19 protein-coding genes are annotated in these 24,260 nt (G+C 72.8%); 10 read left to right on the forward strand and 9 right to left on the reverse strand.

Annotated elements, in window-relative coordinates; genetic code table 11:
* Positions 1-180 precede the first annotated feature (180 nt).
* Both gltB and ACFC0Z_RS22960 read left to right on the forward strand, forming a co-directional pair.
* Entirely contained in the window at positions 181-4,749 is a 4,569-nt protein-coding gene (gltB, locus tag ACFC0Z_RS22955; RefSeq protein WP_376440933.1) for a glutamate synthase large subunit, read from the forward strand.
* A complete protein-coding gene (locus tag ACFC0Z_RS22960) occupies positions 4,742-6,202 on the forward strand; it encodes a glutamate synthase subunit beta (protein WP_376440935.1) in 1,461 nt (486 codons plus the stop codon). The genes gltB and ACFC0Z_RS22960 overlap by 8 nt, the downstream gene beginning before the upstream one ends.
* Before the next feature lie 138 nt (positions 6,203-6,340).
* On the opposite strand, the gene ACFC0Z_RS22965 is transcribed toward ACFC0Z_RS22960, so the two are convergent.
* The 6 genes from ACFC0Z_RS22965 to ACFC0Z_RS22990 form a co-directional block, all read right to left on the reverse strand.
* Positions 6,341-6,796: a hypothetical protein gene (locus ACFC0Z_RS22965; protein ID WP_376440938.1), complete on the reverse strand. Its 456-nt coding sequence runs from the start codon at positions 6,794-6,796 to the stop codon at positions 6,341-6,343.
* Positions 6,793-7,131, reverse strand: a complete 339-nt coding sequence (locus ACFC0Z_RS22970) for a hypothetical protein (RefSeq protein WP_376440940.1) — start codon at positions 7,129-7,131, stop codon at positions 6,793-6,795. The genes ACFC0Z_RS22965 and ACFC0Z_RS22970 overlap by 4 nt, the downstream gene beginning before the upstream one ends.
* The gene (locus ACFC0Z_RS22975) at positions 7,128-12,260 is read right to left on the reverse strand and encodes a caspase family protein (protein WP_376440943.1); all 5,133 of its coding nucleotides are present in this window, start codon (positions 12,258-12,260) and stop codon (positions 7,128-7,130) included. Before ACFC0Z_RS22975 ends, ACFC0Z_RS22970 begins: the two co-directional genes overlap by 4 nt.
* Before the next feature lie 69 nt (positions 12,261-12,329).
* Positions 12,330-13,208: an alpha/beta hydrolase gene (locus ACFC0Z_RS22980; protein ID WP_376440946.1), complete on the reverse strand. Its 879-nt coding sequence runs from the start codon at positions 13,206-13,208 to the stop codon at positions 12,330-12,332.
* Positions 13,205-13,924 carry an SDR family NAD(P)-dependent oxidoreductase gene (locus ACFC0Z_RS22985; RefSeq protein ID WP_376441311.1) on the reverse strand — a complete coding sequence of 240 codons (720 nt, stop codon included), beginning with the start codon at positions 13,922-13,924 and terminating at the stop codon, positions 13,205-13,207. The genes ACFC0Z_RS22980 and ACFC0Z_RS22985 overlap by 4 nt, the downstream gene beginning before the upstream one ends.
* A gap of 5 nt (positions 13,925-13,929) precedes the next feature.
* Positions 13,930-15,057, reverse strand: a complete 1,128-nt coding sequence (locus tag ACFC0Z_RS22990) for an LLM class flavin-dependent oxidoreductase (protein ID WP_376440949.1) — start codon at positions 15,055-15,057, stop codon at positions 13,930-13,932.
* Between the two features lie 105 nt (positions 15,058-15,162).
* Between ACFC0Z_RS22990 and ACFC0Z_RS22995 the strand changes: the two genes are divergently transcribed.
* Both ACFC0Z_RS22995 and ACFC0Z_RS23000 read left to right on the forward strand, forming a co-directional pair.
* The gene (locus tag ACFC0Z_RS22995) at positions 15,163-15,738 is read left to right on the forward strand and encodes a PadR family transcriptional regulator (protein WP_376440952.1); all 576 of its coding nucleotides are present in this window, start codon (positions 15,163-15,165) and stop codon (positions 15,736-15,738) included.
* On the forward strand, positions 15,738-16,457 hold the full coding sequence (locus ACFC0Z_RS23000; RefSeq protein WP_376440955.1) for a VWA domain-containing protein: 720 nt from the start codon (positions 15,738-15,740) through the stop codon (positions 16,455-16,457). Before ACFC0Z_RS22995 ends, ACFC0Z_RS23000 begins: the two co-directional genes overlap by 1 nt.
* A 1-nt stretch (position 16,458) precedes the next feature.
* Here ACFC0Z_RS23000 and ACFC0Z_RS23005 read toward each other — a convergent pair whose 3' ends face one another.
* Positions 16,459-17,355: an aldo/keto reductase gene (locus ACFC0Z_RS23005; protein WP_376440957.1), complete on the reverse strand. Its 897-nt coding sequence runs from the start codon at positions 17,353-17,355 to the stop codon at positions 16,459-16,461.
* A 70-nt stretch (positions 17,356-17,425) separates the two neighbouring features.
* On the opposite strand from ACFC0Z_RS23005, the gene ACFC0Z_RS23010 reads away from it, so the two are divergent.
* A complete protein-coding gene (locus ACFC0Z_RS23010) occupies positions 17,426-17,791 on the forward strand; it encodes a MerR family transcriptional regulator (RefSeq protein ID WP_376440960.1) in 366 nt (121 codons plus the stop codon).
* 59 nt (positions 17,792-17,850) lie between these two features.
* Complete coding sequence (locus ACFC0Z_RS23015; RefSeq protein ID WP_376440963.1) at positions 17,851-18,231, forward strand: VOC family protein; 381 nt, start codon at positions 17,851-17,853, stop codon at positions 18,229-18,231.
* Between the two features lie 23 nt (positions 18,232-18,254).
* Here ACFC0Z_RS23015 and ACFC0Z_RS23020 read toward each other — a convergent pair whose 3' ends face one another.
* Together ACFC0Z_RS23020 and ACFC0Z_RS23025 are read right to left on the reverse strand one after the other, a co-directional pair.
* Positions 18,255-19,256, reverse strand: coding sequence for an acyl-CoA dehydrogenase family protein (locus ACFC0Z_RS23020; protein ID WP_376440965.1), 1,002 nt, complete (start codon positions 19,254-19,256; stop codon positions 18,255-18,257).
* On the reverse strand, positions 19,256-20,401 hold the full coding sequence (locus ACFC0Z_RS23025) for an acyl-CoA dehydrogenase family protein (protein ID WP_376440968.1): 1,146 nt from the start codon (positions 20,399-20,401) through the stop codon (positions 19,256-19,258). Before ACFC0Z_RS23025 ends, ACFC0Z_RS23020 begins: the two co-directional genes overlap by 1 nt.
* 58 nt (positions 20,402-20,459) lie before the next feature.
* On the opposite strand from ACFC0Z_RS23025, the gene ACFC0Z_RS23030 reads away from it, so the two are divergent.
* The 4 genes from ACFC0Z_RS23030 to ACFC0Z_RS23045 are packed head-to-tail and all read left to right on the forward strand — an operon-like array spanning position 20,460 to position 24,217.
* Positions 20,460-21,596 carry an acyl-CoA dehydrogenase family protein gene (locus ACFC0Z_RS23030; RefSeq protein ID WP_376440971.1) on the forward strand — a complete coding sequence of 379 codons (1,137 nt, stop codon included), beginning with the start codon at positions 20,460-20,462 and terminating at the stop codon, positions 21,594-21,596.
* Positions 21,593-22,384: an SDR family oxidoreductase gene (locus tag ACFC0Z_RS23035; protein ID WP_376440974.1), complete on the forward strand. Its 792-nt coding sequence runs from the start codon at positions 21,593-21,595 to the stop codon at positions 22,382-22,384. The genes ACFC0Z_RS23030 and ACFC0Z_RS23035 overlap by 4 nt, the downstream gene beginning before the upstream one ends.
* A 30-nt stretch (positions 22,385-22,414) precedes the next feature.
* On the forward strand, positions 22,415-23,041 hold the full coding sequence (locus tag ACFC0Z_RS23040; RefSeq protein WP_376440977.1) for a TetR/AcrR family transcriptional regulator: 627 nt from the start codon (positions 22,415-22,417) through the stop codon (positions 23,039-23,041).
* Positions 23,042-23,059: 18 nt separating this feature from the next.
* Entirely contained in the window at positions 23,060-24,217 is a 1,158-nt protein-coding gene (locus ACFC0Z_RS23045) for an acetyl-CoA C-acetyltransferase (RefSeq protein ID WP_376440980.1), read from the forward strand.
* The last annotated feature ends 43 nt before the right edge of the window (positions 24,218-24,260 follow it).

Consider the following 24,260-nt stretch of genomic DNA (forward strand, 5'->3'; position numbering starts at 1 on the left):
TCTGATCCCTTCTCGCGGGACAGCCCTCTGTCTCCGTGCCCTCATGTCGGTGATTGTCCGCATGCTGGAACGAAGTATCCACTTCGCGAGAAGCAGGTCATCATGTAACCTGCACGAAATTTCGCCAGGGCCAACGTCGTCCCCGGCATCGCACATGCCACGACGACGACGGGAGAGCCGATGCGTTCCGACGCCTGGTCGCCCATGGACGGTCGCCCCGCTCAGCAGGGGATGTACGACCCCCGTAACGAACACGACGCCTGCGGTGTCGGGTTCGTGGCCACCCTCACCGGTGTAGCCAGCCACGCGCTGGTCGAGCAGGCGCTGACCGTTCTGCGCAATCTCGAACACCGCGGCGCCACCGGCTCCGAGCCCGACTCCGGTGACGGCGCCGGCATCCTGCTCCAGGTCCCGGACGCCTTCCTCCGCGAGGTCGCCGGGTTCGAGCTCCCCGAGGCCGGCGCGTACGCCGTCGGCATCGCCTTCCTCCCCGAGGACGGCACGGACGAGACCGTCTCGCGCATCGAGACGATCGCCGCCGAAGAGGGCCTCACCGTCCTCGGCTGGCGCGAGGTCCCCGTCGCCCCCGAGCTCCTCGGCGCCTCCGCCCGCGCCACGATGCCGGTCTTCCGCCAGCTCTTCGTCAAGGACGCCGACGGCACGGCCGAGGGCATCGTCCTCGACCGCAAGGCCTTCATCCTGCGCAAGCGCGCCGAGCGCGAGGCGGCGACGTACTTCCCGTCGCTCTCCGCCCGCACCGTCGTCTACAAGGGCATGCTCACCACCGGCCAGCTGGAGCCCTTCTTCCCGGACCTGTCGGACCGGCGCTTCGCCTCCGCGGTGTCCCTGGTCCACTCCCGGTTCTCCACCAACACCTTCCCGAGCTGGCCGCTGGCCCACCCGTACCGCTTCGTCGCGCACAACGGCGAGATCAACACGGTCAAGGGCAACCGGAACTGGATGACCGCCCGCGAGGCGCAGCTCGTCTCCACCACCTTCGGCGAGGGCTCGCTGGAGCGGATCTTCCCGATCTGCACCCCGGACGCCTCCGACTCCGCCTCCTTCGACGAGGTCCTGGAGCTCCTCCACCTCGGCGGACGCTCCCTGCCCCACGCGGTCCTGATGATGGTCCCGGAGGCGTGGGAGAACCACGAGACGATGGACCCGGCCCGCCGCGCCTTCTACCAGTACCACTCCACGATGATGGAGCCCTGGGACGGCCCGGCCTGCGTCACCTTCACCGACGGCGTCCAGGTCGGCGCGGTCCTCGACCGCAACGGTCTGCGCCCCGGCCGCTACTGGGTCACCGACGAGGGCCTCGTCGTCCTCTCCTCCGAGGTCGGCGTCCTCGACATCGACCCCGCCAAGGTCGTCCGCAAGGGCCGCCTCCAGCCCGGCAAGATGTTCCTCGTCGACACCGCCGAGCACCGCATCATCGAGGACGACGAGATCAAGGCCGCCCTCGCCGCCGAGCACCCGTACCAGGAGTGGCTGGAGACCGGGGAGATCGAGCTCTCCGACCTCCCCGAGCGCGAGCACATCGTGCACACCCACGCCTCGGTCACCCGCCGCCAGCAGACCTTCGGCTACACCGAGGAAGAGCTCCGCGTCATCCTCGCCCCGATGGCCCGCACCGCCGGCGAGCCGCTCGGCTCCATGGGCACGGACTCGCCGATCGCGGCCCTGTCCGCCCGCCCGCGGCTGCTCTTCGACTACTTCACCCAGCTCTTCGCGCAGGTCACCAACCCGCCGCTGGACGCCATCCGCGAAGAGCTCGTGACGAGCCTGCGCTCCTCGCTGGGCCCCCAGGGCAACCTGCTCGACCCGACCTCCGTGTCGTGCCGCAGCGTCACCCTGCCCTTCCCGGTGATCGACAACGACGAGCTCGCCAAGCTCATCCACATCAACGCCGACGGCGACATGCCCGGCATGAAGGCCGTCACGCTCTCCGGCCTCTACCGCGTCTCCGGCGGCGGCGAGGCCCTCGCCGCCCGCATCGAGGCCATCTGCGCCGAGGCCGACACCGCCATCGAGGGCGGCGCCCGCCTCATCGTGCTCTCCGACCGGCACTCCGACGCCGAGCACGCGCCGATCCCCTCGCTGCTCCTCACCTCGGCCGTCCACCACCACCTCATCCGCACCAAGCAGCGCACCAAGGTGGGTCTGCTGGTCGAGGCCGGTGACGTCCGCGAGGTCCACCACGTCGCCCTGCTCATCGGCTACGGCGCCGCGGCGGTCAACCCGTACCTCGCGATGGAGTCCGTCGAGGACCTGGTCCGCGCCGGCACCTTCATCGAGGGCCTGGAGCCCGAGCAGGCCATCCGGAACCTGATCTACGCGCTCGGCAAGGGCGTCCTCAAGGTCATGTCGAAGATGGGCATCTCCACCGTCGCCTCCTACCGCGGCGCCCAGGTCTTCGAGGCCGTCGGCCTCGACGAGACCTTCGTCGCCACGTACTTCCACGGCACGGCCACCAAGATCGGCGGCGCCGGTCTCGACGTCGTCGCCAAGGAGGTCGCCGCCCGCCACGTCAAGGCGTACCCCGTCTCCGGCGTCCCCTCGGCGCACCGCGCCCTGGAGATCGGCGGCGAGTACCAGTGGCGTCGCGAGGGCGAGCCGCACCTGTTCGACCCGGAGACCGTCTTCCGCCTGCAGCACGCCACGCGCACCAAGCGGTACGACATCTTCAAGAAGTACACGGACCGGGTGAACGAGCAGTCCGAGCGCCTCATGACGCTCCGCGGCCTCTTCGGCTTCGCCGCCGAGGGCCGGACCCCGATCCCGCTCGACGAGGTCGAGCCGGTCTCCGAGATCGTCAAGCGCTTCTCCACCGGCGCCATGTCGTACGGCTCCATCTCCCAGGAGGCGCACGAGACCCTCGCCGTCGCCATGAACCGGCTGGGCGCCAAGTCCAACACCGGTGAGGGCGGCGAGGACCCGGAGCGCCTGTACGACCCCGAGCGCCGCTCCGCGATCAAGCAGGTCGCCTCCGGCCGCTTCGGCGTCACCAGCGAGTACCTGGTCAACGCGGACGACATCCAGATCAAGATGGCGCAGGGCGCCAAGCCCGGCGAGGGCGGCCAGCTGCCCGGCCACAAGGTCTACCCGTGGGTCGCCAAGACGCGTCACTCGACGCCCGGCGTCGGCCTCATCTCGCCGCCGCCGCACCACGACATCTACTCCATCGAGGACCTGGCTCAGCTGATCCACGACCTCAAGAACGCCAACCCGGTCGCCCGCATCCACGTGAAGCTGGTCTCCGAGGTCGGCGTCGGCACGGTCGCCGCCGGTGTCTCCAAGGCCCACGCGGACGTCGTCCTCATCTCCGGCCACGACGGCGGTACGGGTGCCTCCCCGCTGACCTCCCTGAAGCACGCGGGCGGCCCCTGGGAGCTCGGCCTCGCCGAGACCCAGCAGACCCTGCTGCTCAACGGCCTGCGCGACCGGATCGTCGTCCAGACCGACGGCCAGCTCAAGACCGGCCGCGACGTGGTCATCGCCGCGCTGCTCGGCGCCGAGGAGTTCGGTTTCGCGACCGCGCCGCTCGTCGTCTCCGGCTGCGTCATGATGCGCGTCTGCCACCTGGACACCTGCCCGGTCGGCATCGCCACCCAGAACCCGGCGCTGCGCGAGCGGTTCTCCGGCAACCCCGAGTTCGTCGTCAACTTCTTCGAGTTCATCGCCGAAGAGGTCCGCGAGCTCCTCGCCGAGCTGGGCTTCCGCACCCTGGAAGAGGCCGTCGGCCACGCCGAGATCCTCGACACCAGCCGCGCGGTCACGCACTGGAAGGCGCAGGGCCTCGACCTGGAGCCGCTCTTCTACGTCCCCGAGCTCGGCGAGGGCGAGGTCCGCCACGCCCGGATCGAGCAGGACCACGGCCTGGAGAAGGCCCTCGACAACCAGCTGATCCAGCTGGCCGCCGAGGCCCTGAACGCCGCCTCCGCCGAGGAGGCCCAGCCGGTCCGCGCCCAGGTCGCGATCCGCAACATCAACCGGACCGTCGGCACCATGCTCGGCCACCAGGTGACGAAGAAGTTCGGCGGCGCCGGCCTCCCGGCCGACACCATCGACATCACCTTCACGGGCTCCGCCGGCCAGTCCTTCGGCGCCTTCCTGCCGGCCGGTGTCACCCTCCGCCTGGAGGGAGACGCCAACGACTACGTCGGCAAGGGCCTCTCCGGCGGCCGCGTGATCGTCCGCCCCGACCGGGGCGCCGACCACCTGGCCGAGTACTCCACCATCGCGGGCAACACCATCGGCTACGGCGCCACCGGCGGCGAGCTGTTCCTGCGGGGCCGCACCGGCGAGCGCTTCTGCGTCCGCAACTCCGGCGCCCTGGTCGTCTCGGAGGGCGTGGGCGACCACGGCTGCGAGTACATGACCGGCGGTACGGCGGTCGTCCTCGGCGAGACCGGACGCAACTTCGCGGCCGGCATGTCGGGCGGCGTCGCCTACGTCGTCGACCTCGACCGGGACCACGTCAACTCCGGCAACCTGGAGGCGATCGAGGCCCTGTCGGACGAGGACAAGGTGTGGCTGCACGAGGTCGTGCGCCGCCACCAGGAGGAGACCGGCTCGACGGTCGCCGCGAAGCTCCTCGCCGACTGGGACGCGAACGCGGACCGGTTCAGCAAGATCATCCCCACCACGTACAAGGCAGTGCTCGCCGCCAAGGACGCCGCTGAGCTCGCCGGTCTCTCCGAGACCGAGACCACCGAGAAGATGATGGAGGCTGCGTCCCATGGCTGACCCCAAGGGCTTCCTGACCACCGGGCGCGAAGTCGCCCAGACCCGACCGGTGAGCGAGCGGGTCAGGGACTGGAACGAGGTCTACGTTCCCGGCTCCCTGCTCCCGATCATCAGCAAGCAGGCCGGACGCTGCATGGACTGCGGCATCCCGTTCTGCCACAACGGCTGCCCCCTCGGGAACCTCATCCCCGAGTGGAACGACTACGCCTACCGCGAGGACTGGTCGGCGGCGCAGGAGCGCCTGCACGCCACCAACAACTTCCCGGAGTTCACCGGCCGCCTCTGCCCGGCGCCCTGCGAGTCCGCGTGCGTGCTCGGCATCAACCAGCCGGCCGTCACCATCAAGAACGTCGAGGTCTCGATCATCGACAAGGCCTGGGACGGGGGTGACGTCAAGCCGCAGGCGCCCGACCGCCTCTCCGGCAAGACCGTCGCCGTCATCGGCTCGGGCCCGGCGGGTCTCGCCGCCGCCCAGCAGCTGACCCGGGCCGGCCACACGGTCGCCGTCTACGAGCGCGCCGACCGCATCGGCGGCCTGCTCCGCTACGGCATCCCCGAGTTCAAGATGGAGAAGCGGCACATCAACCGCCGCATCGAGCAGATGCGCGCGGAGGGCACCAAGTTCCGCACGGGCGTCGAGATCGGCCGCGACATGCCGGCGACGGCGCTCCGCAACCGGTACGACGCGGTCGTCATCGCCGCCGGCGCCACCACCGCCCGCGACCTGCCCGTCCCGGGCCGGGAGCTGGCCGGCGTCTACCAGGCGATGGAGTACCTGCCGCTGGCCAACAAGGTCGTCGAGGGCGACTTCGTGGCCCCGCCGATCACCGCCGAGGGCAAGCACGTCGTCGTGATCGGCGGCGGCGACACCGGCGCCGACTGCGTCGGCACCGCCCACCGCCAGGGCGCGGCCTCGGTCACGCAGCTGGAGATCATGCCCAAGCCGGGCGACGAGCGGAACGCCGGCCAGCCCTGGCCGACCTTCCCCATGCTCTACAAGGTCACCTCGGCGCACGAGGAGGGCGGCGAGCGGGTCTACTCCGTCTCCACCACCCACTTCGAGGGCGACGAGGACGGCAACGTCCAGTTCCTCCACCTCATCGAGGTCGAGTTCGTCGACGGCAAGCTGACCCAGAAGCCGGGCACGGAGCGGAAGATCCCCGCCCAGCTCGTCACGCTGGCCATGGGCTTCACCGGCACCGACGTGGAGAACGGCCTCGTCGCGCAGTTTGGTCTGGACCTCGACGAGCGGGGTAACATCGCCCGGGACGCGGACTTCGCCACCAACGTCGACGGCGTGTTCGTCGCCGGTGACGCCGGCCGCGGCCAGTCCCTCATCGTGTGGGCCATCGCCGAGGGCCGTTCCGCCGCCCGTGGCGTGGACCGCTACCTCACCGGAGCCAGCTCGCTGCCGGCCCCGATCCGCCCGACGGACCGCGCGCTGACGGTCTGAGAGGCATCTTGAACGTCCCGTACAACGACGTACGGAACTGAGCACGGCGCCCCCCGAATGTCCCCGACCGGACGACTGGGAGGGCGCCGTGGCGCGTCCGGAACCGGCACGGCACCCCGACCCCGTACCCCGGTCCGGTCAGGCGACCTGACCGGGGTAGATCCACGTGATCAGCGAGGCCGCCGTCACGGCGAGGACGCCCACCAGGCCCATCCAGCGGGCCCGGCCCGTCGTCCGGACGACGGCGTCGGCCCGCTCCTTCTCGTACGTGAGCAGGAACTCCCCGTCGGTGAGCACCTCGGTGCCGGGCCGCTCGTGCACGGCCGAGACCAGCATCCAGGAGGCCAGGAGCAGCAGCAGGAACGCCCCGGTGAGCAGGCCGATCACCCACCACCTCGGCCCCGTGGTCATGTTCCCGATGTTCTCCTGCCCCTTCAGCACGAAGATCACCGTGAGGAGTCCGGTGAGCGTGGCGAGGAAGTTCCGGTAGCCCTCGGCCTGCTGGAGCGCCGCCCGCAGCCGCTCGGGCGGGTCGGCCATCGCCCGTCCCCGCAGCTCGGCCTGGAACAGCTGGTCGTCGCTGTACTCGCTCACAGGGACAACAGCCCCTGCGGCGGAACCGCGATCCAGAACGAGGCCCCGCAGCCGTCCGGGACCTCGGTGGGCCGCTCCAGGTGCCAGGTGGCGCACTGGCAGCGGGCGGGCCGTGGCTTCCCGGTGGCCAGCAGGTCCCTCAGCGACTGGAGGGAGCTCCTGCCCTTGGTGACGTACTGGGCGCCGGTGATGACCTTCCTGGTCTCGCACTGGCACTGGGGGCACGCGCCGACGGCCTCCACGCCGTCGTCACCGCTCCGCACCCGCCAGGTGAAGGTGGTGAGGGGCCGGCTCTCGGGATAGGGCCTGCGCTGGTACGGGATGGTGGTACTCACGACTCCGGTCCTCCGGGTGAGGGAACGACGAGCGAGAACAGCCGGGCGTAACGGCGGAGGATGTCACGGACGCCGTCCTCGGACTGCTCCGTCTCCTCGGCACAGAGAACGACGTGCGCGTCGGTGACGGTTCCCGCGACGGCGGGGGCGCGGCCGGTCAACTGCTCGGTGAGGACGATGACATCTCGCCAGCCAGGGACGATCTCCCTTTCCTCGCTCGTGGGTTCGGACGTGGTGATGTCGAGCCCGAGGCAGGCGAAGGGTGCGTACCGCTCGTACGTCTCGCCGAGCGTCCAGCCGAACCGGCCCGCCACGAGGACGAGTTCGAGGGGGCCGAGGGTGCCGGGGCCCAGGAGGTCGGGCTCGAAGGCGGCGAGGTCGAAGTCGGTGGGGACGAGGTCGGCGAGGGCCTCGGTGACCGTGCCGGGGACCGGGGGTCCGCCGAGACAGCGGTACGAGTCGACGGCCCGCGCGGTCTCGCCGAGGGCAGACCCCCGGTCCTGGGCCAGGGCGAGGAACTCCCGCACTTCCAGGCTTTCCCGGAAGACCCGCCTGCGGGCGCGGAAGCGGACCAGATGCTCCGCGTCGGCCTCGTGGGGCTCCAGGGCCTGGGCCTCGGCCGTGAGGTCGGGAAGCGGGAGGGGCAGCAGGACGCGGGAACTCGCCACGCTCTCCAGGATGTCGGCCAGGCTGGCCCGGACCGTGGCCGCGTACGCGAAGAACACGGGGACGCCGAAGTGGTCGGAGTCGACGTCCTCGGGGTCCCACTCCGCTACGTGGATGGCCAGGGTGAACCTGAGGAGGCCCTCGAGCTCGACGGAAAGGCACTCCACCTGCTCCAGCAGCGTCTCGACGGGGTCCTCCAGGCAGCCGAGCGCCTCCAGGTGGAGCAGCTCCCGGCGGATGTCGTCCCGCGTCGCGCGGTGGTGCCGGCGGTGGGCGTGGAACACCACGCGCCAGCCGGGATGCGTGACCGCGGATCCCTCCGTCGTGGGCCCCGTCTCCCGTGCCGCCTCCACGACCCAGTGGTCCGGGATCCACTCCGCGCACTCCTCGGGCACGTCCGGCGCGGACACCCCGGTGGCCGCCGTGAGCCGGGCGATCTGCTCCGCCACCTCCCCGAGCGGCCGGTTCAGCTCCGCCCCGCGTTCCAGGAGCTGGCGGACGCTGATCCGCCCCGGGGGCAGCCAGGGACCCAGGGCGTCTACGTCGCGCGACAGCAGTTTCTTCTCGAAGGCGCTGAGCTGGTCGCGGTCGAGCGTCTCCTGGGGCACGCTGTCGAGGGCCGGGACGCCCAGCGGCTTCAGCGTCGCGAGGCGTTCGACGAGGTGCCGCCGCTGCGCCGGCTGGGGTGCGGTCACCAGGAGGTCGACGAGGTTCGCGTACGGGTACGAGGGGTTGCGGGCGGACCCGACGAAGAGGCCCTCGGGCTCCAGGGGCTTCGCCGACAGGTCGACCGTGTCGAGGACGCTCGTGTCCGGGAGGTCGATCCCGAGGCGCGTCAGGGAGTGGAGGGCGGGCAGGAGCCGGGAGGGGGCCATGCCGCGAAGGGCGGCCACGGCCAGGAGCGGGGCGTGCGCCGCCGGATGCCGGTCGGGCCCCGCCTGCCCGGCACCCTCGTAGGCCTGGTGGAGGGTCACCGTTTCCAGGGTGGGTGTGCCGAAGGCGCGCAGCTCCTCCATGCTCGGCGGTACGGGGACGTGGGCGCCCGCGATGGCCCACCGGCGTAACGCCCGTACGGCCTTCGCCAGAGGGACGTCCGCGGCCAGGGCGGCCTCCAGGGTCGGCCCCCAGCCGGGATCGAACATCTGATTGGACATCAGGATCGCGTCGAGGCCGATCGGCTCGGGATAGTGGCCGGGCGTGAACGGTGTCCCGGGGGGCGGCAGCACTCCCAGGGCGACCGTCCGCCAGGCCCTGAGGAGTCTGGCCCTGGCGGACCAGCCGCGCTCCCTGGAGAGGAAGCCGTCCCAGGCCCGCGCATGGGCGGAGTCCATGGCGAACACTCCCGTACCGCGCAGCGGCACCCGCACGCTGGGGACCTGGAACTCGAAGAACTCCGATTCGAGTATGCCGACCGTCTCGGCGGGCAGGTGGTCCAGGAGACAGACGGCGAGCGGGGGCGTGCTGCCGGCCAGGTCCCACAGCCACGACAGGGAGAGCTCGTCGAGGGCGGCCGCCGCGGTCGGTGCCGCGTCGAGCAGCTCCCTCATCACCGCCTTCTCGTCGTACGAGACCAGCGAGTTCCGGTTGACGCTCGGTTCCGGACGGTGCCGCTCCCGGAGGCTGAAGACGTACCCCTCGGGGCGGGGGGCGTCCTCCACGAGGATGCCGTCGAGGATCAGCTGCCCCGCCCCCCGGACGATCCAGCATCCGTCGCTCGCCTTCACGGCCGGGCCGCCCCACTCCGAGCTGCGTTTGGCCGGGGCGTGCAGCTCCCCGGGCTCCCAGACGTCCCGGCTGATCTCCGCGCCGTCCGGCCCCAGCTCCACCGCCGTCACCCGGAACTCGCTCACCCACAGCACGCGGCGCAGCGTCGCCACCACCGAGGGCAGGTCCTCCTCCTCGCCCTCCTCCTGGTTGAGGTAGAGCCGGACGACGGTTCCCCCGTGGCCCGGCGGGCTGTCCGTCGCGCCGATCTGGAGCAGTCCGGAGCCCGACTGGACGGTGGCGCGGAGCGGGGTGGCCGTGCGGGACGGGTGGCCGTACTCGTCGACCGCCTCCGTGAGGACCGCGACCTCGTCGGCCAGCATGAAGTAGCTGAACACGCCGATGCCGAAACGGCTGTTGAGCGGGACGGGTTCGATGCCGACGCGCCGCCAGTTCCGCCGCTCCTGCACGTAGTCGGGGTCCTGCGCGTACCGCTTGCCCGCCCGGGCGAACATCGTCGTGAGCTTCTCCCGGCTCATCCCGGAGCCCTCGTCGCGGCACTCGATGTAGGGACGGTCCCCGTCGTACCCCTGGACGAAGTGGATCTCGGGCTCGCGGTCCGGGGCGGCGAACCCCTTCCGCTTCACGCCGTACTGGACGCGCTGCCGCCGGTGCCGGCAGGCGTCCAGGGCGTTCTGGTACAGCTCCCGTACGGCGAGGGTCCGGTCCCCGTACAGCTGGGTTCCCATGAGCAGCGGGCGGATCTCGTCCTCGGCGAGGCGGAAGCGCTCCAGTGGCACGGTGTAGCTCGCGTCGGACGGCTTGAGGCCCTCGGTCGTCACCTTGCGCGGTACGCCCCTGAGCAGGTCGGGCGCGCTGCGCCCCTCGGCGTGCCAGCGCCGGTGCAGTGCGCGGACGGAGGCGTCGGCCGTCGCCGCGAGCTCTTCCAGGGCGGCGTACAGCGCGGGGTGCGGGCAGGCGAGGCGCAGCACGTGGCGGGTGGTCCCGTCCTCCTCGACCGGCTCCCAGGCGCAGTCCGCGAGCGCCGCGACCACGGCGGCCGGGGCGAGGGGCCTGCGGGCGCCCAGGTGGTCGACGAGCACGCTCGACATGCGGCGGGGGTCGGCGGCGAGCAGCGCCGCGAGCCACAGCAGGTAGGCGAGCTCCCAGGCGCGCCAGCTGTTGCCGGGGACGGGACGCTCGGTGCGGCTCCAGCCCGGGGTGCTGGAGGCGTCGATGCGCGGGCTCGACCCCGGCGGGACCGTCATGTGCGGCAGGACGCGGCGGAGGTGCTCGTCCACCTCGGTGGGACGCGCGCCGGTCGGCCCCTCGGCGCCCGCGGACAGGGCCTGGACGGCCCGGTCGAGCAGCTTGTTCACGGACGGGTAGTCCCCGGTGCGGTCCCACAGCCGGTCCCAGTCGGCGATGAAGCGGTGCCGCAGCCAGTGGTCGGCGGCGGTGGCGGCGTCGGTGAGCTTCCGCTGCCGCAGCGATTCGGCCGTGTGGTGCACGCGTCCGTGCGCCCGGCAGATGTCGGCCGCCTCGTCGCACACCACCCGCTGGTGGCCCTCGGTGGGCTCCTTGCCCCGGCCGCCCTCCTCCAGCCGGTCGAGCCGGTCGGGCCGCAGCTGCGCCAGCTCGCCGAGCGCGATCGCGACCACGCCCTCGTGCACGAGGGGAGCGGCGAGCAGCGCCGCCGTCTCGGCGGGGGAGAGGAGTTCGCGGCCGGTGAGCCGGGCGGCCTCGACGAGGAGGCCGAGGCTGTCCACGACCCGGATCGGGTAGTCCGGGTCGCTCCAGGGCGTGGCGAGGGCCGCGTCCGTGCCGAGGCGGCTCTTCGCGACCTCGCGCGCCAGGTCCTCCAGCTCGTCCTTGATCCGTTGGTGCGTCCCGTCCTCGCCCGAGGTGTGCCGCCAGAGGGCGGAGCCGGTGATCGCCTGCGCCCAGCGTTCGGTCTGCTGGGTGCCGCGGCAGACGATCAGCTCGTCCTCCAGGGACGGCAGGCACTTGAAGTCGACCGTCGGAGAGGCCTCCGCGAGGTCGGCGGTCAGGTGATCCACCCGGCTCTGGACGTACTCCCGGACCTCACGGAAGGTCCGCGGCGCGCTGGTGTACGACAGGGCCTGGGAGAGGGCGATCCCGAAGTAACTGCCCTTGCGGGGGTCGGCGTAGGCCGGCTGCCCGCGCCCGCTCGCGCGGAGCCACGCCACGTCCCGGTAGCCGGCGGTCGCCAGCGGGGTCTCGTGGATTCCGGCGGGCGCGGACGCGTCCTCGGTACGGCAGGTGTCGAGGCAGACGACGACCTTGACGCCCTTGGGCACGGTGCCGAGCAGGGCCTCGGGGCTGACCTCCACGATCGTGTGCGAGATCAGGGCGCCGCTGGCGCGGACCTGGGCGGCGGAGGAGAGGAGGTACTCGCGCTCGCCGACGGAGACGCCGTGGCAGGAGAAGTAGAGGAAGGCGGTGTCCCCGGCGGAGCAGGAGAGGAGGAACCTCTCCACGGCCACCACGATCGACCCGGCGTCCGTGTCGCGCCAGGCCGGGTCGGGATGGCCGGAGTACAGGGTGTCGACCTCGTAGTCGGACTCGGCGAGGGCCGCGCGGACCAGTTCGATGTCGCGGTCGACGAAGTCGAGCGGGGGGAATCGCTCGGCGAGGACCTCGTCCCGTTCCAGGAACGGGGTCCTTCCGACTCCGATGAGCAGCGCCCGGCGCCTGCCGGTGGACGCCTCTTCGGACACGTGAGTCGTCGAGCTCACCCGTACCCCCAACTCCCTTGTGCGGCACGCACGGACGTCCATGATTCCAGAACGTCCGGGGCGCTGCCCTCACTCTCGCGCCCGGAGCCACGCCTCCATTCCGTCCAGGGCCGCGTCCGCCTCCGGCAGCAGCCCCGCCGCGCCGAGGAAGCCGTGGAAGACGCCCGTGTGGAGGTGGACGGCGGTCGGGACCCCGGCCGCGGCGAGGCGGCGGGCGTGGGCGAGGCCCTCGTCGCGCAGGAGGTCGCAGTCGGCGAGGACGAGGAGGGTCGGCGGGAGGCCGGTGAGGTCCGCTGCCAGTCCGGGGGACGCGGCGGCCGGGTCGCCGTCCGGGCCCAGGTACTGGTCCCAGTACCAGCGCATGTGGGCCAGGGTGTGGAAGTACCCCTCCGCGAAGATCCGGGCCGAGGCGCCCGCGAGACGGTGGTCGAGCACCGGGTAGACGAGCAGCTGCCCGGCGAGCTCCGGACCGCCGTCGTCGCGGGCGCGCAGGGCGGCGGCCGCCGCCAGGTTGCCGCCGCTGGAGTCGCCCGCGAGGACGAGCGGCCGCCCCGGGTACGTCTCCGCCGCCCACGCCAGGGCCGTGCGGACGTCGTCCTCGGCGGCCGGGAAGCGGTGCTCGGGCGCGCGCCGGTAGCCGACGGAGACGACGGTCGCGCCGGTACGGTCGGCCAGCGCGCGGCACAGCCGGTCGTGAGTGTCCAGGTCGCACAGGACCCAGCCGCCGCCGTGCGCGAAGACGATCACGAGGGTGCTCGTGCCCTCGTAGAGGCGGACGGGGACGCCGTGGGCCGAGACGTCCGCGGTCGGCTCCGGGCTCTCCCGTACCCCTGCCCTCGCCGCCGCCCGCAGCGCCTCCACCCCCGCCTCGGGGCGGGGGAACGCCGCCGACATCGCGTCGCACAACGCCCGCGCCGCCGGTGAGAGATGGTCCGTGGTCCGTCTCATGCCGTCGCCCCTCCGTCCACCGTGAACTCGGCGCCCGTCACGTACGAGGACGCGTCCGAGAGCAGGAAGAGGACCAGCGGCGCGACCTCCTCGGCCCGGCCCATCCGGCCGAGCGGCAGATGCGACCAGTCCCGGCCGGAGGCGGTCACCGCCGCCGTCATCGGCGTGTCCACCGCGCCCGGGTGGACGGAGTTCACGCGCACCCCGTACGGGGCCAGGTCGCGGGCCGAGGAACGGGTGAGGCCCCGCAGCCCGAACTTGCTCGCCCCGTAGGCCGCGTGCCCCGGGACGCCGGTCCGCCCGGCGGTCGAGGACACGTTCACGACCGAGCCGCCGCCCGCCTCGCGCAGGGCGGGGAGCACCGCCTGGGTGCCCAGGAACGGGCCCAGCAGGTTGACCCTGAGGAGGAGTTCGAAGTTCTCGTACGTCTCCGACTCCACCGGCGCGGTCCGCCACAGGGCCGCGTTGTTGACGAGCCCGTCGACCCGCCCGTACGCGGCGAGCGCGGTCGTGACGACCGTCCGCCACTCCTCGGCCGAGGTCACGTCGTGCCGTGCGAAGACGCCCGCGCCGCCGAGCCCCGCCGCGACCGCGCGGCCCTCCTCCTCCCGTACGTCGGTGAGGACCACCCGCGCCCCCGCCTCGGCGAGCAGCCGCGCCTCGGCGGCGCCCTGCCCGCGCGCCGCGCCCGTCACGATCACCACCTTGCCGTCCATGGCGCTCACGCGGTGCCGTCCAGGCCGCGGAAGTGCGGGATGACCTTCGTGCCCCACTGCCGGACGGTCTCCAGGCAGACCTCCTGCGGCACCGTCCCCATCTGGATGAGGCACATGACCTCGTCGACGCCGATCTCCCGCAGCCGCTCCACGTAGGCGATGGCGGTGTCCGCGTCCCCGTAGGCGTGGTCGGTGTTGTACGTGCCGGTGTCGACCGGCCGCGCGGGGATGTCGGCCTCGTGGAGGCGGGCGATCAGCGCGTCCCGCTCGCGGGCCAGCGCGCCCGTGTGGTCCTCGTCCTCCGCGTACCCGGTGGGCGCGGGTGCGCCGCCGTACCAGTGGGCGATCGACTCGGCGAAGAACCGCTGGCCGCGGGTGCCGAGCCGCAGGGCGCGGTCGGCGTCGTCGAGGACGATCGTCGGGCAGAGGGCGGAGAAGTGGTCGTTGACCACGGTGGAGACGAGGCGGGAGCCGTCGCGGGCGGCGCGGGCCTCGTCGTACACCGCCCGCATCGCGCGGACGTCCTCCGCGCCCGCGAAGCCCATCACCAGCGCGCCGATGCCGAGTTCGGCGGCCTGGCGGAGCGAGTCGTGCTGCGAGCAGGCCATGAAGAGCGGCGGGTGCGGGGTCTGGACGGGGCGGGGCAGGACCGCGCCGGGGCCGATGTCGAGCGAGCCGTGCCACTCGAACTCCGGCTCGCGCCAGGCGGCGGCGAGGATCCGCAGGGCCTCCTCGGTCTGCGGCCGGGTGTCCTCGGGGCGGACCCCGAACATCCGCATCTCCTGGCGGGTCGCGCCCCGCCCGGCGCCGACGTCGAGCCGGCCGCCGGAGAGGACGTCGAGCATGGCGGCGCGCTCGGCGACGCGGACGGGGTGCTGGTAGCCGAAGGGCATGGTGACGACGCCGTGGCCGACGCGGATCGTGCGGGTGCGGGCGGCGACCCAGGTCAGGAAGATCTCGGACGCGCTCATGTGGGCGTACTGGGTGAGGGAGTGGTGCTCGACCGCCCAGACCCGGTCGAAGCCCATCTCCTCGGCGAGGACGGCCTGTTCGACGCAGTCGTGGATGACCTGGTGTTCGCGGGCGGGGGTGGGGTCGACGAGCTGTGCTTCGAAGATCATGGAGAACTTCACGGGACGCTCCTCCCGAAGGGAATGGCCCCCGAAGGGCCTATGCCTAATCGAAATACTTCTAGCAGGCATAGGTGGGGGAGGGAAGAGAGCCGTAGACTCCGGAGCGTGGATGAAGCGACCGTTCCCGATCTGCCCGCGACCGGCTGGGCGGTGCTCGGACTGCTCTCCCACGAACGGGAGTTGTCGGGTTACGACGTCAAGAAGTGGTCCGACCGGTCCCTCGGCCTCTTCTACTGGAGCCCGTCCTTCAGCCAGATCTACAGCGAGCTGAAGCGCCTGGAGAGCAAGGGGTACGCGCGCTCGCGGCTCGTCGCCCCCGAGACCGGCAGCCGGGACAAGCGCGTCTACCGGATCACCGACGAGGGCCTCGCCGCCGTCCGCCTCTGGGCCCGTACGGCCCCGCTCGACCCGCCGGTCCTCAAGCACGGGCCGATGCTGCGGCTCTGGGTCGGCCACCTCGTCGAACCCGCCCGCATGCGGGAGATCCTGACGGCCCACCGGGAGTACGCCGAGACCATGCGGCGGCGGGCCGAGACGGACGCCGCCGACGCGGGGGCGGACGAGGCATGGGCGTACCCCCGGCTCACCCTGGTGTGGGCCGAGCGGTACTACGCGTCCGAACGCGACCTGGCCGGCGCCATGCTCGCGGACATCGGGAAACTGGAGGGGGAGGACGAGTAATGGCACTCAGCCTGCGGAAGGTCGAGGAGACCGCGCCCGCGCTGGTCAGTCTCTACAAGACGGCGGGAGACTCGGTCAGGCGGCACGGCATGGACGGCCAGCGGGCCGCCGTGTACCTGGTCGTCGACTACTCGGGGTCGATGAAGCCGTACTACAACAACGGGGCCGTCCAGGCCCTCGCCGACCGGGTCCTCGGCCTCGCGGCCCACTTCGACGACGACGGCCGCGTGCCCGTGGTCTTCTTCTCCACCGACATCGACGCCGAGACCGACATCCGCCTCGACGACCACGCCGGACGGATCGACCGGATCGTCTCCGGCCTCGGCCACATGGGCAAGACCAGCTACCACCTGGCCATGGACGCCGTCATCGACCACTACCTCGACAGCGGCTCCACCGCGCCCGCGCTCGTCGTCTTCCAGACCGACGGCGGCCCGATCAACAAGCTCGCCGCCGAGCGGTACGTGTGCAAGGCGGCGAAGCTGCCGCTCTTCTGGCAGTTCATCGGCTTCGGCGACCCCGGCAGCCGCCAGTTCGAGTTCCTCCGCAAGCTCGACGAACTCGCCGTGCCGGCGAAGCGGACCGTCGACAACGCCGGCTTCTTCCACGCGGGCCAGGACCCGAGCCGGGTCCCCGACGCCGAGCTGTACGACCGGCTCGTCGCCGACTTCCCGGCCTGGCTGGCCGCGGCCCGCGCGCAGGGCATCGTCCGGCCCTGACTCAGGCGACCTCCTTGTCGAGCCGCGCGAACTGCTCCTCGGTGAGGCGGACGTCCAGCGCGCCCAGGTTCTCCACCAGGTGCGCCGCCGAGGACGTGCCGGGGATGGGGAGGACGTGCGGGGCCCGGTGCAGCAGCCAGGCCAGGGCCGTCTGCGACGGGGTCGCGCCGACCTCCGCGGCGACCTCGGCCACCGGCCCGTCCGGTCCCGCGTGCCCGCCCATCGCGACCGGGAAGAAGGGGACGAACGCGATCCCGCGCCCGGCGGTGTGCTCGACGACCGCCTCGTGGTCCCGGGTCGCCAGGTTGTAGAGGTTCTGCACGGCCGCGATCGGCGCGACTGCCTCGGCCTCCTCCAGCTGCGCGACCGTCACCTCGGAGAGCCCGATGTGCCGGACCTTCCCCTCCTCCTGGAGCCGCTTCAGCGCGCCCACCTGCTCGGCGACCGGGTAGTTCTCGTCGAGCCGGTGCAGGTAGAGGAGGTCGATCCGCTCGGTACGGAGCCGGCGCAGGCTCAGCTCGGCCTGCTGGCGCAGGTAGGCGGGGTGGCCCAGCGGCACCCACTCGGTGGGGGAGGGACGGAGGACGCCGACCTTGGTGGCGACGGCGACCTCGTCCCCGTACGGGCCGAGCGCCTCGGCGAGGAGCTCCTCGCCGGCCCCGAGGGCGTACGAGTCGGCCGTGTCGAAGAGCGTGACACCGGCCTCGGCGGCGGTCCGCAGCAGGGAGAGGGCGGCGGCCCGGTCGGCGGGGGCGTTCCAGATGTGGGCCTCGGGGCCGGTCGGGTCGCCGGGGCGGCCGTCGGCGAGGCGCATGGTGCCGTAGCCGATGCGGCGGACCGGGAGGTCCCCGCCGAGCTGGAATATCGTCTGGTCGGTGGAGTTCGTGTTGTTCGTCATGCCCTGAACCGTAGGAGCTCACATGGATGTGAGGTTCAAGCGGAGACGGGCGAATGTGAGGGGGGTCACAGTGAAGATCGGTGAACTGGCACAGGAGACCGGAGTGAACGTCCGGCTGCTCCGCTACTACGAGGAGCAGGGCCTCCTCGCGTCCGAGCGCACCCCGGGCGGACAGCGGGTGTACGGCCCCGACGCCCCCGCCGTCGTCCGCCGCATCCGCGCCCTCCTCGGCGCCGGGCTGCCGACCCGGGTGATCTCCGAGGTCCTGGACTGCGTCTGCGGCAGCGAGGCGGAGATCGAGCCCTGCCTCAGCCCGATCCTCGTCGCCCAGCTCGACGCGATCGACGAGAGGATCCACGACCTCCAGGGCACCCGCTCCTCGCTCGCCGCGCTCGTGGCGGCGACCGAGGGCCGTCAACTCGCCGCCAGCGGCTGAAGGATGGGGAATGGGGAATCGGGTGGTCGCGGGCCGCGCGGGCGGGCGATCATGACCGCATGAGTTCTCTCGTGCGACACGTGACCATCGACTGTGCCGACCCCCACGCCCTGGCGACCTTCTGGGCCGCCGCGCTCGGCTCCCAGGTCTCCGAGGACGACAACCCCGGGGACGACGAGGCGCTCGTCGAGTCGGCCGGCGCGGGCCTCCTCTTCATCCGGGTCCCCGAGCCCAAGGCCCTGAAGAACCGCGTCCACCTCGACCTCCAGCCGCAGGACCGCACCCGCGACGAGGAGGTCGAGCGGCTCCTCGCCCTCGGCGCCACCCTCCTCGACGACCGCCGCGAGCCGGACGGCACCGGCTGGGCGACCCTGGGGGACCCCGAGGGCAACGAGTTCTGCGTGGAACGCAGCGCGGCGGAGCGCGCGGCGACCGCCTGACCCTGCCGGGAGCGCCCGTCCCGTCAGACCTCCTGGAGCACCAGGGCCCGGCAGTGGGCCGGGTCGCCCCAGGTGTCGCGGAGGGGGCGGGCCTTGCGGAGCCAGAGGGCGAGGTCCAGTTCCTCCGTGTAGCCGATGGCGCCGTGGACCTGGAGCGCGCTGCGGGCCGCCGCGTAACCGGCCTCGCCCGTCGCCACCTTGGCCGCCGCGAGGTCCGGGCTCGTGAAGGTGACGGCCGCGCCGAAGAGCAGCGGGCGCGCGAACTCCAGGGCGAGGAGGGTGTCGGCCAGGCGGTGCTTCACCGCCTGGAACGCGCCGATCGGCGCCCCGAACTGGGTGCGCCCGCGCGCGTACTCCACCGTGCGGTCGAGCAGGGCCGCCCCGACGCCCAGGGACTGCGCCGCCGTCGCCAGCATCGCCCACCGCCGGGCGTGCGCCGCCGCGGCCGTCACCGAGGGCCCCGCCGCGAGGAGTTCGCCGCCGGGCGCCGGGCGGGCGAGGCGGCGGGCCGGGTCGGCGGAGACACGGACCGGGCCGTGGCCGGGTGCCTGCCACAGCTCCTCGCCCCGTACGACGAGCACCGCGTCCGCCCGGTCCGCGTCCAGGGCGTAGAGCGAGGCCGGGGCCGTTGCTCCCGCTGCCCGTATCGCGAGCGTCGCCGTCACCTCGCCCGAGGCCAGGCCCGGCAGGAGGCGTTTGGCCGGGTCCTCCTCGCCGAGGCGGGCCAGCTCGGTCAGGAGCGCCGCCGCCGCGACCGTCTCCACCACCGGGCCGGGCACCGCGTGCCGGCCCAGCTCCACGAAGGCGTGGGCCAGTTCGACGGGGAGCGGGCCGACACCCTCGTACGCCTCCGGTACCGCGAGCGCGAAGACGCCCGCCTCCGCGAGCCGCCGCCACAGGGCCCGGCCGGGCGCCGGGTCGCCCGCGCCCCAGGCCCGTACCGCCGCCGGGGTGTCCGACGCGCCGAGCATCGCGTCCAGGGAGCGGGCGAAGGCCCGCTGCTCCTCGGTGGGCAGGAAGCTCATCAGCGGCGCCCCTTCGGCAGGCCGAGCAGCCGCTCGGCGATGATGTCGCGCTGGATCTCGTTGGTGCCCGCGTACAGCGGCCCGGCGAGCGAGAAGACGTACCCCTCGGCCCATTCGGTGTCCGCCAACTCGCCCTCCGCGCCCAGGAGATCGAGCGCCGTCTCGTGCAGCGCGAGGTCGTACTCCGACCAGAAGACCTTGTTCAGGCTCGACTCGGCGCCCGACGGGGCGCCCGTCGCCAGCCGCGCCGCCGCGCCCGCCGTGAACAGCTGGTAGGCCCGCGCCCCGATCACCGCGTCCGCGACCCGGTCCCGCAGCGCCGTGTCCGCCGGATCGCCCTCCTCCCGCCAGAGGCGTACGAGCCGGTCGGCGGCGGCCAGGAAGCGGCCGGGGGAGCGGAGCATGAGTCCGCGCTCGTTGCCCGTCGTCGACATCGCGATCCGCCAGCCCTGCCCGGGCTCGCCGATGACGTCCTCGTCGGGGACGAAGACCTCGTCGAGGAAGAGCTCCGCGAAGGCCGGTTTCCCGTCGAGCCGCCCGATCGGACGGACCGTCACGCCCGGCGCGCGCAGGTCGAACATCAGGTAGGTGAGGCCCCGGTGGGGCCGGTCCGCGTGCGGGTCGCTGCGGAAGATGCCGAAGGCCCGGTCGGCGAAGGCGGCCCGCGAGGACCAGGTCTTCTGCCCCGACAGCAGCCAGCCGCCGTCCGTCCGCACCGCGCGCGAGGTGAGCGAGGCCAGGTCGGAGCCGGCCTCCGGCTCGGACCAGGCCTGCGCCCAGATCGTCTCGCCGGTCGCCATCGATGGCAGGATCCGGGCCCGCTGCTCCGCCGTGCCGTGGTCGAACAGGGTCGGCGCGAGGAGCTGGATGCCGTTCTGCGAGACCCGGCCGGGCGCCCCGGCCGCCCAGTACTCCTCCTCGAAGACCAGCCACCGCGCCAGGTCGACGCCCCGGCCCCCGTACTCCTCCGGCCAGGACACCACCGACCAGCGCTCGGCGGCGAGTTCGGCCTCCCAGGCCCGGTGCGCGGCGAAACCCTCGCGGGTCTCCAGGGAGGGGAGGGGCGTGGCGGGGACGTGGGCGCGGAGCCACTCCCGTGCCTCCTCCCGGAAGGCCAACTCGGCCCGCGTGTACGAGAGGTCCATCGGCCCACCCCACCCTCAGCCGTTCCCTAACAAGTGTTTGGTAGGTTAACGTACGGCCATGAGCAGCGTCGAGGAGTTCCGGGCCGAGATACGGGGCTGGCTGACCACCCACCTCGCCGGCGAGTTCGCCGCCCTCAAGGGCCGCGGCGGACCCGGCCGCGAACACGAGGCCTTCGCCGAACGGCTCGCCTGGGAACGGCACATGGCCGACCACGGCTGGACCTGCGTCGGCTGGCCCGAGGAGTACGGCGGACGCGGCGCCACCGTCGCGCAGCAGATCGCCTTCCACGAGGAGTACGCCCTCGCCGACGCCCCCGCCCGCGTCAACCACATCGGCGAACAGCTCCTCGGCCCCACCCTCGTCGACCACGGCACGGACGAGCAGAAGGCCCGCTTCCTGCCCCCCATCCGCGCCGTCCAGGAACTGTGGTGCCAGGGCTACAGCGAACCCGGCGCCGGCTCCGACCTCGCCGGGGTCCGCACCCGCGCCACCCTCGAAGGCGGCCGCTGGGTCGTCAACGGCCAGAAGATCTGGACCTCCCTGGCCCACGAGTCCCAGTGGTGCTTCGTCCTCGCCCGCACCGAAGCGGGCTCCCGCCGCCACGCCGGACTCTCCTACCTGCTCGTCCCCCTCGACCAGCCCGGCGTCGAGATCCGGCCCATCGTCCAGCTCACCGGCACCAGCGAGTTCAACGAGGTCTTCTTCGACAACGCCGTCGCCGACGCCGCCCACGTCGTCGGCGCCCCCGGCGACGGCTGGCGCATCGCCATGGCCACCCTCGGCTACGAACGCGGCGTCTCCACCCTCGGCCAGCAGGTCGGCTTCCGCCGCGAACTCGACGCCCTCGTCGACCTCGCCCGCCGCAACGGCGCCGCCGACGACCCCGACATCCGCGACCGCCTCACCCGCGCCTGGACCGGCCTCGCCGCCATGCGCGCCGGAGCCCTCTGCGGCACCGACCCCTCCGCCGCCAAGCTGTACTGGTCCCACTGGCACCGCGACCTCGGCGAACTCGCCCTGGAGATCGGCGGCCCCGCCGCCACCCTCGCCGCCGGACCGCCCTACGACCTCGACGACCGCCAGCGGCTCTTCCTCTTCTCCCGCGCCGACACCGTCTACGCGGGCTCCAGCGAGATCCAGCGGAACATCATCGCCGAGCGGGTGCTCGGCCTCCCGAAGGAGCCGCGCCCATGACCCGTACCCCACCGCCCGCCTACGTCCCCGGCCACGGCCTCCTCGCCGGACGCACCGCCGTCGTCACCGCCGCCGCCGGAGCCGGCATCGGCGGCGCCACCGCCCGCCGCTTCCTCGAGGAAGGCGCCCGCGTCCTCGTCAGCGACGCCCACGCCCGCCGCCTCAAGGAGACCGAGCAGGCCCTCGCCGCCGAGTTCGGCGCCGGATCCGTCGCCGCCCAGCCCTGCGACGTCACCGACGACGCCCAGGTCCAGGCCCTCTACGACACCGCCGAACGGCTCCACGGCCGCCTCGACATCCTCGTCAACAACGCCGGACTCGGCGGCACCGCCGAACTCGCCGACATGACCGACGAACAGTGGGACCGCGTCCTCGACGTCACCCTCGGCGGCACCTTCCGCTGCACCCGCGCCGCGCTCCGCCGCTTCCGCGACTCCGGCACCGGCGGCGTCGTCGTCAACAACGCCAGCGTCGTCGGCTGGCGCGCCCAGACCGGACAGGCCCACTACGCCGCCGCCAAGGCCGGCGTCATGGCCCTCACCCGCTGCGCCGCCGTCGAGGCCGCCGCCTACGGCGTCCGCGTCAACGCCGTCTCCCCGTCCCTCGCCATGCACCCCCACCTCGCCAAGGTCACCACCACCGAACTCCTCGACGAACTCACCGCCCGCGAGGCCTTCGGCCGGTACGCCGAACCCTGGGAGATCGCCAACGTCATCGTCTTCCTCGCCGGCGACTACTCCTCGTACATGACCGGCGAGACCGTCTCCGTCAGCAGCCAGCGCGCGTAGGCCCGCCGTGGATGGGCCCAGAATGGTCAGGTGTCAGCCACCAAAGCCTCCAAGAAGAAGACCCAGGTGAGCGCCGCTCCCGAGCGGCGCCGCGAACTCCTCGACACGGCGGCCGAGGTCTTCGCCGCCCAGGGGTACAACGCCACCACCGTCCGCAAGATCGCGGACGCCGCCGGCATGCTCGCCGGCAGCCTCTACTACCACTTCGACTCCAAGGAGTCGATGCTCGACGAGATCCTCTCCAGCTTCCTCAACGAGCTGTGGGAGGGGTACGACGCCGTCCTCGACGCCGGACTCGGCCCCCGCGAGACCATCGAGGCCCTCGTCACCGAGTCCTTCCGGGAGATCGACCGGCACCGCGCCGCCGTCGCCATCTACCAGAAGGAGTCCCGGCACCTCACCGACCAGCCCCGCTTCCACTACCTCACGGACTCGCAGCGCAAGTTCGAGAAGGCCTGGCTCGGCACCCTGGAGCGCGGCGTCGCCGCCGGTGTCTTCCGCGCCGACCTCGACGTCCGGCTCACCTACCGCTTCGTGCGCGACACCGTCTGGGTCGCCGCGTCCTGGTACCGGCCCGACGGCCTGCACAGCCCGGAGGAGATCGCCCGCCAGTACCTGTCGATGGTCCTGGACGGAATCGCCGTACGACCGACCTGACCCAACGGAGGAGACGTCATGCCCGAGGCCTACATCGTCGAAGCGGTCCGCACCCCCGTGGGCCGACGGGGAGGCGGCCTCTCGGCCGTCCACCCCGCGGACCTCGGCGCCCACGTCCTGAACGCCCTCGTCACCCGCTCCGGCATCGACCCGGCCGCCGTCGAGGACGTCGTCTTCGGCTGCCTCGACACCGTCGGACCGCAGGCCGGCGACATCGCCCGTACGGCATGGCTGGCCGCCGGCCTCCCCGAGGAGGTCCCCGGCGTCACCGTCGACCGCCAGTGCGGCTCCTCCCAGCAGGCCGTCCACTTCGCCGCGCAGGGCGTCCTCTCCGGCACCCAGGACCTCGTCGTCGCCGGCGGCGTCCAGAACATGTCGATGATCCCCATCGCCTTCGCCTCCCGGCAGGCCGCCGACCCGCTCGGCCTCACCGGCGGCCCCTTCCACGGCAGCGAGGGCTGGCTCGCCCGCTACGGCGACCAGCCCGTCAACCAGTTCCACGGCGCCGAACTCATCGCCGCCAAGTGGGGGATCACTCGCGACGACCAGGAGGAGTTCGCCCTCCGCTCCCACCGGCGCGCCCTGCGCGCCATCGACGAGGGCCGCTTCGCCCGGGAGACCGCGGCGTACGGGGACGTCGCCGTCGACGAGGGCCCGCGCCGCGACACCAGCCGGGAGAAGATGGCCGGCCTGCGCCCCGTCGTCGAGGGCGGCACCATCACGGCCGCCTGCTCCTCGCAGGTCTCCGACGGCGCCGCCGCGATGCTCCTCGCGAGCGAGCGGGCCGTACGGGAACACGGGCTGACCCCCCGGGCCCGCGTCCACCACCTCTCCGTCCGCGGCGAGGACCCGATCCGGATGCTCTCCGCGCCCATACCGGCGACCGCCCACGCCCTGAAGAAGACCGGCCTCACCATCGACGACATCGACCTCGTCGAGATCAACGAGGCCTTCGCCCCCGTCGTCCTCGCCTGGCTCAAGGAGACCGGCGCCGACCCGGCCCGCGTCAACGTCAACGGCGGCGCGATCGCCCTCGGCCACCCGCTCGGCGCCACCGGAGTGAAGCTGATGACGACCCTCCTCCACGAGCTGGAACGCACGGGCGGCCGCTACGGCCTCCAGACCATGTGCGAGGGCGGTGGCCAGGCGAACGTCACCATCATCGAACGGCTGTGACCGGGGGCCGGGGCGGCTTTGATCAACGGCTTTGATCTTGCCG

It is taken from the genome of Streptomyces sp. NPDC056144, from assembly GCF_042264145.1.
Taxonomy (GTDB): domain Bacteria; phylum Actinomycetota; class Actinomycetes; order Streptomycetales; family Streptomycetaceae; genus Streptomyces.

Bases quoted from the DNA above. Each gene is read 5' to 3' on its own strand.
- ACFC0Z_RS23015 (WP_376440963.1), top strand. From the start codon at position 17,851: ATGAGTTCTCTCGTGCGACACGTGACCATCGACTGTGCCGACCCCCAC.
- ACFC0Z_RS22980 (WP_376440946.1), bottom strand. From the start codon at position 13,208: ATGAGACGGACCACGGACCATCTCTCACCGGCGGCGCGGGCGTTGTGC.
- ACFC0Z_RS23030 (WP_376440971.1), top strand. From the start codon at position 20,460: ATGAGCAGCGTCGAGGAGTTCCGGGCCGAGATACGGGGCTGGCTGACC.
- ACFC0Z_RS23000 (WP_376440955.1), top strand. From the start codon at position 15,738: ATGGCACTCAGCCTGCGGAAGGTCGAGGAGACCGCGCCCGCGCTGGTC.
- ACFC0Z_RS22960 (WP_376440935.1), top strand. From the start codon at position 4,742: ATGGCTGACCCCAAGGGCTTCCTGACCACCGGGCGCGAAGTCGCCCAG.
- ACFC0Z_RS22985 (WP_376441311.1), bottom strand. From the start codon at position 13,924: ATGGACGGCAAGGTGGTGATCGTGACGGGCGCGGCGCGCGGGCAGGGC.
- ACFC0Z_RS23025 (WP_376440968.1), bottom strand. From the start codon at position 20,401: ATGGACCTCTCGTACACGCGGGCCGAGTTGGCCTTCCGGGAGGAGGCA.
- ACFC0Z_RS23020 (WP_376440965.1), bottom strand. From the start codon at position 19,256: ATGAGCTTCCTGCCCACCGAGGAGCAGCGGGCCTTCGCCCGCTCCCTG.
- ACFC0Z_RS23045 (WP_376440980.1), top strand. From the start codon at position 23,060: ATGCCCGAGGCCTACATCGTCGAAGCGGTCCGCACCCCCGTGGGCCGA.
- gltB (WP_376440933.1), top strand. From the start codon at position 181: ATGCGTTCCGACGCCTGGTCGCCCATGGACGGTCGCCCCGCTCAGCAG.
- ACFC0Z_RS23005 (WP_376440957.1), bottom strand. From the start codon at position 17,355: ATGACGAACAACACGAACTCCACCGACCAGACGATATTCCAGCTCGGC.
- ACFC0Z_RS23035 (WP_376440974.1), top strand. From the start codon at position 21,593: ATGACCCGTACCCCACCGCCCGCCTACGTCCCCGGCCACGGCCTCCTC.